The 12,932-nt window shown below is 69.2% G+C and carries 9 protein-coding genes; 5 read left to right on the plus strand and 4 right to left on the minus strand.

Annotation, left to right across the window (positions count from 1 at the left end):
- The first annotated feature begins 8 nt into the window (after positions 1-8).
- Complete coding sequence (gene trxB, locus MFF40_RS21610) at positions 9-989, plus strand: thioredoxin-disulfide reductase (protein ID WP_147854247.1); 981 nt, start codon at positions 9-11, stop codon at positions 987-989.
- A 263-nt stretch (positions 990-1,252) separates the two neighbouring features.
- The gene (locus MFF40_RS21615; protein WP_147854249.1) at positions 1,253-2,143 is read left to right on the plus strand and encodes a LysR family transcriptional regulator; all 891 of its coding nucleotides are present in this window, start codon (positions 1,253-1,255) and stop codon (positions 2,141-2,143) included.
- A 159-nt stretch (positions 2,144-2,302) separates the two neighbouring features.
- Here MFF40_RS21615 and msrP read toward each other — a convergent pair whose 3' ends face one another.
- The 4 genes from msrP to MFF40_RS21635 all read right to left on the minus strand — a co-directional run bounded on the left by msrP (position 2,303) and on the right by MFF40_RS21635 (position 7,739).
- A complete protein-coding gene (gene msrP, locus MFF40_RS21620) occupies positions 2,303-3,256 on the minus strand; it encodes a protein-methionine-sulfoxide reductase catalytic subunit MsrP (protein WP_147896861.1) in 954 nt (317 codons plus the stop codon).
- A 139-nt stretch (positions 3,257-3,395) separates the two neighbouring features.
- On the minus strand, positions 3,396-5,150 hold the full coding sequence (locus MFF40_RS21625) for an AMP-binding protein (protein WP_238262164.1): 1,755 nt from the start codon (positions 5,148-5,150) through the stop codon (positions 3,396-3,398).
- 102 nt (positions 5,151-5,252) lie between these two features.
- Positions 5,253-5,879, minus strand: a complete 627-nt coding sequence (locus MFF40_RS21630; RefSeq protein WP_147896862.1) for a hypothetical protein — start codon at positions 5,877-5,879, stop codon at positions 5,253-5,255.
- Between the two features lie 348 nt (positions 5,880-6,227).
- Positions 6,228-7,739, minus strand: coding sequence for a leucyl aminopeptidase (locus MFF40_RS21635; protein WP_238262166.1), 1,512 nt, complete (start codon positions 7,737-7,739; stop codon positions 6,228-6,230).
- A 183-nt stretch (positions 7,740-7,922) separates the two neighbouring features.
- Here MFF40_RS21635 and lptF point away from each other — a divergent pair, with 183 nt between their 5' ends.
- From lptF to MFF40_RS21650, 3 genes are all read left to right on the plus strand, one after another.
- A complete protein-coding gene (gene lptF, locus MFF40_RS21640; RefSeq protein ID WP_147856111.1) occupies positions 7,923-9,083 on the plus strand; it encodes an LPS export ABC transporter permease LptF in 1,161 nt (386 codons plus the stop codon).
- Between the two features lie 7 nt (positions 9,084-9,090).
- Positions 9,091-10,179: an LPS export ABC transporter permease LptG gene (gene lptG / locus MFF40_RS21645; protein ID WP_238262168.1), complete on the plus strand. Its 1,089-nt coding sequence runs from the start codon at positions 9,091-9,093 to the stop codon at positions 10,177-10,179.
- A 78-nt stretch (positions 10,180-10,257) separates the two neighbouring features.
- On the plus strand, positions 10,258-12,837 hold the full coding sequence (locus MFF40_RS21650; protein ID WP_147896864.1) for an LPS-assembly protein LptD: 2,580 nt from the start codon (positions 10,258-10,260) through the stop codon (positions 12,835-12,837).
- Positions 12,838-12,932: the final 95 nt, after the last annotated feature.

Here is a 12,932-nt window from a genome sequence, read left to right on the forward strand (position 1 = left end):
CGAGAGAGATGGCCCACACGCACGCCAAGCTCGTGATCGTCGGATCCGGCCCGGCCGGCTACACCGCCGCGATCTACGCCGCCCGCGCGATGGTCGAGCCGCTGCTGATCTCCGGCTTCCAGCCCGGCGGCCAGCTGATGATCACCACGGACGTCGAGAACTACCCGGGCTTCGCCGAGGCGATCCAGGGGCCGTGGCTGATGGAGCAGATGCGGCTGCAGGCGGAGCATGTCGGGACCAAGATCGTCTCGGAATACATCACGTCGGTCGATCTCAAGCAGCGGCCGTTCCGGTTGGAGGCCGATTCGGGCGAGACCTATTCCTGCGACGCGCTGATCATCGCCACCGGTGCTCAGGCGAAGTGGCTCGGCCTGCCCTCCGAGGCGGCGTTCCAGGGCGGCGGCGTCTCGGCCTGCGCGACCTGCGACGGCTTCTTCTTCCGCGGCAAGGAGGTCGTGGTGGTCGGCGGCGGCAACACCGCGGTCGAGGAGGCGCTGTACCTCGCCAACATCGCCAGGAAGGTCACGGTGGTGCACCGCCGGGACAGCTTCCGGGCCGAGCGGATCCTGCAGGAGCGGCTGTTCAAGCACCCGAACGTCACCGTGCTGTGGCACCGGGAGATCGCGGAGATCTGCGGCGTGCAGAAGCCGGCCCCGGCGGTCACCCATGTCCGGCTCACGGACCCGCGCTCGGGCGAGATCAGCGAGATACCCGCCGACGGCGTGTTCGTGGCGATCGGCCACCAGCCGGCCACCGCGATCTTCGAGGGCCAGCTGCCGATGCGCCACGGCGGCTACCTGTCGGTGCGGCCGGGCACCGCCGAGACCGAGATCCCCGGCGTGTTCGCCGCGGGCGACGTCACCGACGACGTCTACCGGCAGGCGATCACGGCCGCCGGCATGGGCTGCATGGCTGCGCTGGAAGCGGAAAAATTCCTCGCCAACCTGGAGATCGGCGAGACGCCGGTTCAGGCCGCCGCAGCCGAGTGAGACCACGCAGCGCAGGGCCATCGGCGCTGTTGGACCAAAGTCCTGTCAACAACTTCGCGATCTGAACCCTTGCGTCCGACCATGCGCCGGGCGCATAGGGGTTCTGACCGGGCAGGGCTGCAAGCGTTGCATGCCCCAGCAGCGCCGGCCGCGTCCGCGCGGCGTCGGCGGCGTGCGGATCGCCCGGTGATACGCCTGATGCAGCACCGGCCCGGCGCGGGCCGCGCATCGAATGCGGATTCGCGGTGGTGGGGGTTCTCGCCTTGGATTGGGACAAGATCCGGATCTTCCTGAACGTCGCTGAGGCGGGCAGCTTCACCAAGGCGGGCGACGATATCGGCCTCAGCCAATCGGCGGTCAGTCGTCAGATCAGCGCCCTGGAGCGCGAGCTGAAGGCGCCGCTGTTCCACCGTCACGCCCGCGGCTTGATCCTCACCGAGCAGGGCGACCTGCTGTTCCGCGCCGCCCGGGACATGAAGCTGCGCCTGGAGAACACCCGGGCCCGCCTCGTGGAGACATCCGAGCGGCCGACCGGCGACCTTAAGGTGACCACCACGGTGGGGCTGGGCACCTCGTGGCTGTCGCAACGGGTCGGCGAGTTCCTGGACCTCTATCCGGATGTGCGGATCGAGCTGATCCTGACCAACGAGGAACTCGACCTCGCCATGCGGGAGGCGGACGTGGCGATCCGCATGCGCCGCCCGGCCCAGCCGGACCTGATCCAGCGCCGGCTGTTCACGGTGCATTACCACGCGTTCGCCAGCGTCGATTACGTCAAGCGCTTCGGCGAGCCCAAGACCATCGAGGAACTGGACAATCACCGCCTGGTCTCGTTCGGCGGCAACGAGCCGTCCTATCTGCTGGCGGCCCATTGGCTGGCCGATGCCGGGCGCGAGGGCCGCGACCGGCGCAGCGTCCACCTGACGGTGAACAACATCGGCGCGCTCCAGCGGGCCATGGAAGCCGGCGCCGGCATCGGCATCCTGCCAGACTACGCGGTGGACGGCGACCAGCAGCTCACCCAGGTCCTGCGCGACACCGAGATGCCGAGCCTGGAGAGCTACCTGGTCTATGCCGAGGAGATGCGCTCGGTCGCCCGGGTGCAGGCGTTCAGGGACTTCCTGGTCTCGAAGGCGCAGCGCTGGACCTACTGACCGGCCACCCTCCCTGAAGGGCGCGGTTTCATAAGGTCCCCGACCTTTTGCGGGTGCGGGGCAGAGCCCCGCGGATCCGACGGAGTCCGCCAAAGGACCGGAGGCAAAGGACCGGACGCCCTTGGCAATCCCCCCCTCTTCAGCGTCCCGGCCCGTCCCTCACAGGAACAGCCGCTCGCCCTCCAGCCCCTTGTACAGCCCGGCGACCTGCTCGCCGTAGCCGTTGTAGATCAGCGTCGGCACCCGCTCGTCGGTGCCCAGGACCCGCTCGGAGGCCTGGCTCCAGCGCGGATGCGGCACCGCCGGGTTCACGTTGGCCCAGAAGCCGTACTCCGAGGCCTGCAGGCCCTCCCAGAAGGTCTTGGGCCGCTCGGCGGTGAAGGAGATCTTCACCAGCGACTTCGCCGACTTGAACCCGTATTTCCACGGCACCGCGATGCGGATCGGCGCGCCGAACTGGTTCGGCAGCGGCTTGCCGTAGATTCCGGTGACCACGAAGGCGAGGTCGTTGCCGGCCTCGGCCAGGGTCAGCCCCTCGGTGTAGGGCCAGGGGTAGAAGAATGCGCGCTGGCCGGGCGCCATCGCCTTGTCCATGAAGGTCTCGAAGCGGATATACTTCGCCCCGGACGCGGGCTTGGCGAGCGCCACCAGCTTCGACAGGGGAAACCCCGTCCACGGCACCGACATCGACCACGCCTCGACGCAGCGGTGACGGTACAGCCGCTCCTCCAGGCCGATCTTCCGGATCAGGTCTTCGACGCCGATCTCGAACGGCTTTTCCACGAGGCCGTCGATCTTCAGCGTCCAGGGCTGGGTCTTGAGGGCGTTGGCGGCCGGCAGCACCGTCTTGGACGTGCCGAACTCGTAGAAGTTGTTGTACGCACCGCTGAACTGCTCCGGCGTCAACGGCCGGTCCAGCGTGTAGGCGGGGTTGCGCGGTGCCGGGTAGAGCGCCGCATCACCCGCGGCCGCGAGAGCGGAGCGGCCGCCCAGGACGGAGCCGGCGGCCAACCCGGCCGCGGCGCCGAGCAGCGCCCGGCGGTTCAGGAAGACGGCCTCGGGCGTGGCCTCGGTCTCCGGGATCTCCCACCCGCGCCTGCTCCGGATCAACATCGCTTCTCCTCGCCTGTCCCGCGCGAACAACCCACAGATCGGTCGGCACCGACAGGGGTACAACCGCCGCAGTCTCACCATTCGGCGATCGGGACAGACGGTTACGTGCGCGGCCGACGACGATCCGCCGCGGGCCCGCTCAACCGGGCGGCGTCTCGTCCCGCAGGACCCGGCGCAGCACCTTGCCGACATTGGTCTTGGGCAGGGCGTCGTGCAGCACCACCCGGCGGGGCACCTTGTAGCCGGTGAGCTGGGTGCGGGCATGTGCCCGCAGGGCGTCGGTGGAGACCGCCGGATCCTTCATGACCACGTGGGCGACCACCATCTCGCCGGTCTCCTCGCTCGGCGCGCCGACCACCGCGCATTCGAGGACCGCCGGATGGGCCGCCAGCACCTCCTCGACCTCGTTCGGATAGACGTTGAACCCCGAGACGAGGATCATGTCCTTCATCCGGTCGACGATCTTGATCTGGCCGTCCGGCTCCATCACGGCGATGTCGCCGGTGCGGAAGAAGCCGTCGGGCGTCATGGCTCGGGCGGTCTCATCCGGGCGGTTCCAGTAGCCGCGCATCACCTGGGGCCCGCGCACGCAGATCTCGCCGGGCTGGCCCGGCGGAACCGGCTTGCCGGAGGTGTCGCGGATCGAGACCTCGGTGGACGGGAACGGGAACCCGATCGTCCCGGAGAACTCCGTCATGCCGGGCGGGTTGGCGCTCACCACCGGGGATGTCTCCGACAGGCCGTAGCCCTCCAGGATGGTGTTGCCGGTGAGCGCCTTCCACCGCTCGGCCACCGGCCGCTGCACCGCCGTCCCGCCCCCGACGACGAAGTCGAGGTTCGAGAAGTCGACCGTGCCGATCTTGGGGTGGTTGATCAGCACGTTGAACAGCGTGTTCACGCCCATCAGGCACGTGAAGCGGTGGCGGCTGAGGGTCTTCACCATGCCGTCGCAGTCGCGCGGATTGGGGATCAGCAGGCACGATCCGCCGTTGCGCATGAACTGGAAGAAGCAGGCCGTCAGCGCGAAGATATGGTAGAGCGGCAAGGCCGTGACGGCGCAGCGGAGGATGCTCGGATCCTTCGCGTTGAACCAGACCTGCGACTGCTCGACATTGGCCATGATGTTGCGGTGACTGAGCATCGCCGCCTTGGCCACGCCCGTCGTACCGCCGGTGTATTGCAGGAACGCCAGGTCCTCCGGCCCGACCGGCACCGAGGCGTGCGGCATGCCGCTGCCCCGGCGCAGGGCGGTCGTGAACGGCAGCGCCAGCCCGTTGGGCAACTGGAACGGCGGCACGGCCTTGCGCACGTGGCGGCTGGCGAGGTTAATGACCTGACCCTTGAGCCCGAGCCCATCGCCCGGGCCGACCAGGAGGACGCGCTCCAGCGTCACGTCAGGCAGAGCTGCCGCGACGGTCGCACCGAAATTCTCGAGGACGATCAGGAAGCGCGCGCCCGAATCGTTGATCTGCTGGGAAAATTCCCGGGGCGTGTAGAGCGGGTTGACGTTGACCACCGTCCCGCCGGCCGAGAGCACGCCGAACAGGGCCACCGCGTAGGCCGGCACGTTCGGCAGCATGATCGCGACGCGGTCGCCCTTCGCCAGCCCCTGGGCGCGCAGCCAGGCCGCCAGGGCGCGCGCCTGCTTGCCGAGGCCCGCATAGGTCAGGGTCGAGCCGAAGCAGAGCATCGCCGGACGGTCGGCGAAGGCCGCAACGCTGGTCTCGAACAGGTCGACCAGGGTGCCGAGGTTGTCGACGTCGATCTCGGCCGGAACCCCCGGCGGGTAGGCGGCGAGCCAGGGGCGGGGCGAAAGCTGTGCGAACGCCGGATCCATCTCGGACCCGTGCGTGCGTGCCGTGGCACCGTGCTCGATTACGCTGGCCTCGCGCATCGCGTCGTCTCCCGCGAGCCCGACTCTCGACGGTCGGGTCTCGTCCCTACGCAGAACCCTCAGACTGTGGGCGAACCCACCGCCACTAGCAAGGCGCCGCCGTCAGGCGGCCCGACGTAGCCGGCTCAATGTCGTGAGGGCGACGTGCGGCAGGGCGGCGACGACGAGGAGCAGCGCGGCAAGGCCGGCCTCGGGGAGACGCATCCCCCGGAGCGGCCAGGATCCGAATCCCAGCGGGACCGCGAGCCCGATCACGCAGGCGCCGAACCAGAGCGCCAGGTACGCCAGCAATCCGGCCCCGATTCGCCGCAGGCGCGGGCGCAGGGGCCGGTTGGCGGCCAGGGCGGATAGGCCGAGGGTACCGCCGAAGATCGCCGCCGCGACGCCGGCGCCGAGCCCGTAGGCCAGCCACAGGGGCTGATGGGTCAGGAACGCCATCCCGCCGGTGGCGTAGCCGCCGCGCAGGACTAGGCCCCCGAAGGTCGGGTACAGGCCGACCACGATGAGGGCCGCCGTGCCGAGCGACGCGAACAGGATCCTTCGGAAGGTGGAGGCCGGCCCCGGCCCCGCCGCGACCGTCGCGAGATGCGCGATCCCGTAGACGAGCGCGAAGGCGAAGAGCGGATAGCGGGCGATGAAGTAGCCGTAGATCCAGGGCTCGAAAGCCTCCGGCACGGCGGAGCGCTGGCTGAAGCCGGTGATGGTCACCAGCGCCAACGCCGCGAGCATGGCCAGGATCGGGGCTGCAGCGAAAAGGGTTCTTTTTGTAGCTTTCACAGAGACATGAGTCCTGTCACGCGCGACGGACTGCACAGGGCGCGCCCCTATCAAAAATTTGTTCCGTTACCGGCTCCCGGATCACGCTGGCGCCTGAGCACTCACCTTGTCATCCCGGGGCCGCGCAGCGGAGCCCGGGATCCATAGCCGCCGACCGATCGAAACCTGGCCTCGTCGGCGGTTATGGGTTCCGGGTTCGCCTGCGGCGCCCCGGAATGACAAAAGGGGTTTGTCTTGCTGTCGTTGATGCACCAATCGACGGCATCTCCGACGCTGGGCGGCTCAGACCGATGATCCGCCTCACCGCGCCTCGTAATGGTCGCGCACCAGCCGGTCGAGCAGGCGCACGCCCCAGCCGGCGCCCCAGCTGCGGTTGATCTCGCTGGCGTTCGACGACATCGCCACGCCCGCGATGTCGAGATGCGCCCACGGCACCTCCTCGACGTAGCGCTTGATGAACGAGGCCGCGGTGGCGGCGCCGCCATGACGGCCCCCGGTGTTCTTCATGTCGGCGAACTTGGAATCGATCGCCTTGTCGTAGGCGGGGATCAGCGGCATCCGCCAGACCTTCTCCCCCGTGGCCTCGCCGGCGGCGTTGATGTTGGCGGCCAGCGCGTCGTCGTTGGAGAACATCCCGGCGATGTCCTGGCCGAGCGCCACGATGATCGCGCCCGTCAGCGTCGCAAGGTCGATCATCGCCTTCGGCTTGGCGCTGCGGACCACGTGAGTGATCACGTCGGCGAGCACGAGGCGGCCTTCCGCGTCGGTGTTGATGACCTCGATGGTCTGGCCGGACATGGAGGTGAGGATGTCGGACGGGCGGTAGGCGCCGCCGTCGGGCATGTTCTCGACGATGCCGATGGCGCCGACGACGTTGCAGCGGGCCTTGCGGGACGCGAGCGCGTGGAGCGCGCCGACCACGGCGGCCGCGCCGCCCATGTCGCCCTTCATGTCCTCCATGCCGCCGCCCGGCTTGATCGAGACGCCGCCGGAATCGAACACCACGCCCTTGCCGATGAAGGCGACCGGCGCCTCGCCGGCGGGGCCGCCGTTCCAGCGCATGATCACGATGCGCGGCTCGCGGACCGAGCCCTGCGCCACCGCGAGCAGCGCACCCATGCCGAGTTCGCGCATACGCGCCGGCTCGATCACCTCGATCTCGACGCCGAGCTTCGACAATTCCGAGGCGCGCCGGGCGAACTCCTCCGGGAAGAGCACGTTCGGCGGCTCGTTCACGAGGTCGCGCGCCAGGATCACGCCCTCGGACAGGGTCCGGGCGCCCTCGCCCTCGCGGGAGGCCGTGCCGTGCTCGGCGAGCAGGAGGGTGAGCGTGGTGCCGCCCTTGTCCTCGGCGTCGGGCTTCTTCTTGGTCTTGTAGCGGTCGAACGCGTACACGCGCAGGCGCGCGCCCAGCGCAAACTCGCCGGCCTGCGCGGCGCTGACATTCGTGCCCGGCCAGTCGAGCACCACCCGGGCCGCCCGGCCCGCGACCTTGCCGGCGGTGAAGCCGCCGAGCGCCGGCCAGTCGGTCTTGGCCCGGTCCTTCTCGGAGCCGAGCCCGACCACGACGAGCCGGTCGGCGTTGACGCCCGCCGGCGTCGGCAGGCTCAGGGCGCTGAGCGAGCGGCCCTTGAATTTTTCCGAGGCCGCAGCCTTCGCCACGAGGTCGGCGCCCGCGGCGCCGAGGGCTGCCCGGGCCGCCGAGCCGAGGGCGAGGTCGTCGCCGACGAACACCACGAGATCGCCCGATCCCCCCGGGCCCTGGCCGCTCTGCTCCAGGGGTCCGAAACCGATCTCGATACCGTCCGCCATACCCGTCGTCCTGCCCAATGTTCCGCAGCCGTTCCCACGCTCGGGCCATGCCGCGGGGCGTGATCCGCCTTGTGTAGCCGCTGAGGCGGCAAACGCAACGCGGCGCAGCAGCCCTGGAATCGCCCCTTTTGTCGGGTCCCTGGCCCATGAGGGCGCGAGAGGACGGGCGGAACTGCCGGGCCAATGAGGCAGATCGAGCGCTACATCTTTCGGATCGCCCTGGGCGCGAGCCTCGCGTGCCTGATCGGCCTCACCGGCACGATCTGGCTGACGCAGGCCCTACGCGAGCTCGATCTGGTGACCGCCAAGGGCCAGACCCTCCTGGTTTTCCTGTTCGTGACCGGCCTGTCGCTGCCGACGCTGGTGGTGGTGATCGCGCCCGTGGCGCTGTTCATCGGCGCCGTGTACGCGCTGAACAAGCTCAACGGCGATTCCGAGCTGATCGTAATGGCGGCCGCCGGCATGCCGCCCCGCGCGCTGCTGCGGCCGTTCCTGACCCTGGCGCTGATCGTGAGCTTCCTGGTGGGGTTCCTAGTGGTGGTGGTGATGCCCGCGAGCTTCCAGGAGCTGCGCGACGTGATCACCCGGGTCCGGGGCGACTTCATCGCGAACGTCGTCAAGGAGGGGCAGTTCACCCAGCTCGACAACGGCATCACCTTCCACTTCCGCGAGCGCGGGCCCGGCGGCGTGCTCAAGGGCCTGTTCATCCAGGACCGGCGCGAGGCCGGGAAGACCAAGGTCTACCTCGCCGACCGCGGCAACGCCGTCGACATCGACGGGCAGAGCTTCCTCGTCCTGGAGAACGGCAGCGTCCACCAGCAGCAGAAGGACTCGCGCGATTCCTCGATCCTGACCTTCGAGCGCTACACGATCGACCTCGCGGCCTTCGCGCCCCCGGATGCCGACACGATCTACAAGCCGCGCGAGCGCTCGACCTCGCAGCTGCTATTCCCCGACCAGACCGAGGGCTACTACAAGCTGCAGAAGGGCCGGTTCCGGGCCGAGCTGCACGACCGGCTGTCGGCCTGCCTCTACCCGCTGGCCCTGGTGTTCATCGCCTTCGCGGCGCTCGGCGATCCCCGCACCACCCGGCAGGGCCGCGGCCTCGCGGTCGCCGGGGCGATCCTGGCCGTGGTGGGCTTGCGGATCGCGGGCTTCGCCGCGGTGAGCGCGGCTGCACGAAGCGCCGGGGCGGTGGCGGCGATCTACGGCGTCCCGCTCCTGGCGATCGCGCTGTCGGGCCTGCTGATCTTCTTCGGCCCGCGGGTGCGCGCCTTCAACGCCGCGGTGGCGGGCGCCGTGCGCGCCCTGATCCGCGCCCCGCGCCTCGCCCCGGCACGCTGAGCCTGCGATGCTGATCGGTCCGACCCTCGGGCGCTACTTCGCCGCCCGGTTCGCCCGCACGGTGCTCGGCGTCTTCGTCACCGTGTTCGCGCTGGTCTACACCCTCGACTTCGTGGAGCTGCTGCGCCGGGCCGGAGAGGCCGAGGGCGCCTCCACCGGGCTGATGGCGCTGCTCTCGCTCTACCGCACCCCGGCGGTGGCCGAGGGCGTGCTGCCCTTTGCGGTGCTGTTCGGCTCGATGGCGGCCCTGTTGCAGCTCTCGCGAAAGCTCGAACTGGTGGTCGCGCGCGCGGCCGGGATCTCGGCCTGGCAGTTCCTCCAGCCCGGCTTCTTCGTGGCCCTGGCGCTGGGGGCGGTGGCAGTCGGCATCTACAACCCGGTCTCCGCCCTGCTGAAGCAGCGCTCCACCGAGATCGAGGCCAAGATCTTCGCCAAGTCGACCAAGGCGGGGTCCGGCAAGGATCTCTGGATCCGCCAGCGCGGCCTCGACGGCGAGGCGATCATCCGGGCCGAGACCGCCATCGAGGGTACCACGACCCTGGCGGGGGTCTCGGTCTTCACCTTCGACCAGGCCGGCAAGTTCGCCGAGCAGATCGTGGCCGCCGAGGCCACCCTCCACGACGGCTACTGGGCGCTGTCGGACGCCCGCGTGCTCGCCCCGGACGCGCCGCCTGAGTCGTTCGACACCTACCTGATCGCCTCGAACCTGGACCCCGGGCAGGTCCGGCAGCGCTTCACCCCCCCGGAATCTGTGCCTTTCTGGCAACTTCCCACAACCATCGCGCGGACCGAGCGGGCCGGTCTCGACGCCACCCGATACCGTCTTCAGTACGATGTCCTGTGGGCCAGGCCGGTCCTGTTCCTCGCTATGGTGATCGTGGCCGCAACCGTTTCCTTACGGTTCTTCCGCTTTGGTGGGGTCGGTAAACTCGTCCTCGGCGGCGTCGCGGCGGGCTTCGCTCTCTACGTGGTCCGACAGGTCATGGAGGGGCTCGGCGCGTCCGGACTCGTCGCCGCACCGGTGGCGGCGTGGTTCCCGGCCGTGGTAGGCAGTCTTCTCGGTACGCTTACGCTTCTGTACCAGGAAGACGGCTGACGCCCGTGAACCATCGCGGGACGGGAGACGGGTGTGTGAGGTTGGTGGCGGATCACGTCACAGGGGTTGGGTCGCGCGTTGCGTAAGGTCGCCCACATCCTGCGGAAGACGGCCCTCCTGGCCGCGCTGGCGCTCGCCGCGCCGCTGGCCGGGGGCGTCTTGGCGCATGCCCAGGGGATGGCGACGCCGAAGCTCGGCAAGCCGGGCGACAAGCTGTTGGTCGAGGCCAACGAGCTGATCTACGACAACGACCACAACACCGTGACCGCGCGCGGCAACGCCGAGCTTCATTTCGGTCCCCGGACCCTCCAGGCCGACAGCGTGCGCTACGACCGCGGCACCGGCCGGGTCTTCGCCCAGGGCAACGTCCGCCTCACCGAGGCCGATGGCGGCGTCGTGACCGGCGCGCGCATGGAGCTGACAGACGACTTCAAGACCGGCTTCGTCGATGCGTTCCGCGGCCAGCAGACCGTGGAGCGGCGGACCGAGACGGTGCGGACGCGCTTCTCCGCCCCCCGGGCCGAGCGCCTGAACGGCGAGCAGACCAGCTTCGAGTCCGGCAGCTACACCGCCTGCGAGCCGTGCAAGGACAACCCGGAGACGCCGCCGCTCTGGCAGATCCGCGCCAAGAAGATCATCCACGACAACCAGACCCACACGATCTACTTCGACGATTCCACCCTGGAGATCGCCGGGATCCCGGTCGCCTACCTGCCCTATTTTGAGGCGGCGGACCCGACCGTGAAGCGCAAGACCGGCTTCCTGACGCCGCGCTTCATCTCGACCACGGCGCTCGGCCGGGGCGTGTCGCTGCCGTACTTCGTCGACCTCGCGCCGAACTACGACCTGACCATCACTCCGACCCTGCTGAGCCGCCAGGGCGTGCTCGGCCAAGCCGAGTTCCGCCAGCGGATCGACAACGGCTTCTACAACATCCGCCTGTCGGGCATCTCGCAGACGACCCCGTCGGCGTTCCTGCCGAGCCCGCTGGGCGCCGGCGAGCGCGACTTCCGCGGCTCGGTGGAATCGCAGGGGCGGTTCTACATCAACGACCGCTGGCGGACCGGCTGGGACCTCGTCGGCGTCACCGACAAGTGGTTCCTCGACAATTACCGGATCCGCAACCAGAACATCACCACGGACTATTTCCGCGAGGCGACCTCGACCGCCTACCTGGTCGGCCAGGGCGACCGGTCGTGGTTCGAGGCGCGCGGCTACTACTTCAAGGGCCTGTCGAGCTTCGACTGGCAGAAGCAGCAGCCGATCGTTGCGCCGGTGATCGACTATGACAAGCGCGTCAACGGCCCGGCCGAGATCGGCGGCGAGGTCCGGTTCCAGGCCAACATCACCAGCCTGACCCGTGAGACCACCCAGTTCCAGGGCCTGCCCCGCACCTCGAGCTACCTTTTCTCGCCGAGCGTGAACGGCGTCAGCTTCCCGCTCTACCAGACCTGCACGGTGTTCCAGCGCGGCCTGTGCGCCATCGACGGGCTCGCCGGCACCAACACCCGCGCCTCGGCGGAACTGTCCTGGCGCCGGAGCTTCATCGACGATTGGGGCCAGAAGTTCACGCCGTTCGCGTATCTGCGCACCGACGCGTTCTTCACCAACCCGAGCTTCTCCGGCTACCAGAACGACCTCGCCCCCCAGGTCGCCAAGATCGACGACGGCTTCGCCGGCCGGGTGATGCCGGCGGTCGGGCTCGATTACCGCTACCCGTTCGTCGCCAATTTCGGTGCGCTCGGCGTCCACACCCTGGAGCCGATCGGCCAGATCATCGCGCGCCCGTCCGAGACCCGGATCGGCCGCCTGCCGAACGAGGACGCCCAGAGCCTGGTGTTCGACGACACCTCCCTGTTCGAGTGGGACAAGTTCTCCGGCTACGACCGGGTCGAGGGCGGCGTGCGCACCAATCTCGGCGGCCAGTATTCCGTGGTGACGCCCTCGGGCTGGTACACCAACGTGATGTTCGGCGAGTCCATCCAGCTCGCCGGGGTGAACTCGTTCCGCCGGGGCGACATCGCCAATGTCGGGCTGGATTCCGGCCTGGAGACCCGGCGCTCCGACTTCGTCGGGCGGTTCCAGGTCTCGCCGAACCAGAACATCACGTTCATCACCCGCGCGCGGTTCGACCAGTCCGACTTCCACGTCGCCCGGCTCGAAACCGGCGCAACGGCGCGGTTCGCACCGTTCCTGCCGCTCACCGTCTCGGCGTTCTACTCGTATTACGAGGCGCAGCCGCTGCTCGGCTACAGCCATTACCGCGAGGGCGTGACCGCCAGCGCCACCTACAACATCACGCCGAACTGGTTCGTCTCCGGCTCGCTCCTGGTGGACCTGACCCACTACCTCGATATCCGGAACACCTACACGGACGCCCTCTCGGCCTACCTCGCCAACCCGATCGGAACGGTGCCGACCTACCAGAATCCGGGCCGGTTCTACCTCTCCGGCGCGAGCTTCGGCGGCGGCTACCAGGACGAGTGCACGACGATCTCGCTCAACTACATCAACTCGCCGATCGCCACCGCGACCGGCGTCCGCGAGCGCAACCAGACCGTGCTGCTCCGCCTCGAGCTGAAGACGCTGGGCGAAGCGGATCTGCGCCAGAACGTCGGCACCGCCACCACCGCGGACGGCATCGCCACCGTGCGGTAGTTTTTTGGGATTCTTTGGGGAGCCGGTCCTGGCTCGACGTGCGCCCTCCCTCCCCCCTCTGCGGGGGAGGGTGGCCCCCGAAGGGGGTCGGGAGA

This window comes from Methylobacterium mesophilicum, from assembly GCF_022179445.1.
GTDB lineage: Bacteria > Pseudomonadota > Alphaproteobacteria > Rhizobiales > Beijerinckiaceae > Methylobacterium > Methylobacterium mesophilicum.

What these genes read in the sequence shown, in the direction of transcription:
- lptF (WP_147856111.1), top strand. Translation starts at nt 7,923, where the DNA reads ATGAGGCAGATCGAGCGCTACATCTTTCGGATCGCCCTGGGCGCGAGC.
- MFF40_RS21625 (WP_238262164.1), bottom strand. Translation starts at nt 5,150, where the DNA reads ATGCGCGAGGCCAGCGTAATCGAGCACGGTGCCACGGCACGCACGCAC.
- MFF40_RS21630 (WP_147896862.1), bottom strand. Translation starts at nt 5,879, where the DNA reads ATGCTCGCGGCGTTGGCGCTGGTGACCATCACCGGCTTCAGCCAGCGC.
- MFF40_RS21635 (WP_238262166.1), bottom strand. Translation starts at nt 7,739, where the DNA reads ATGGCGGACGGTATCGAGATCGGTTTCGGACCCCTGGAGCAGAGCGGC.
- trxB (WP_147854247.1), top strand. Translation starts at nt 9, where the DNA reads ATGGCCCACACGCACGCCAAGCTCGTGATCGTCGGATCCGGCCCGGCC.
- msrP (WP_147896861.1), bottom strand. Translation starts at nt 3,256, where the DNA reads ATGTTGATCCGGAGCAGGCGCGGGTGGGAGATCCCGGAGACCGAGGCC.
- lptG (WP_238262168.1), top strand. Translation starts at nt 9,091, where the DNA reads ATGCTGATCGGTCCGACCCTCGGGCGCTACTTCGCCGCCCGGTTCGCC.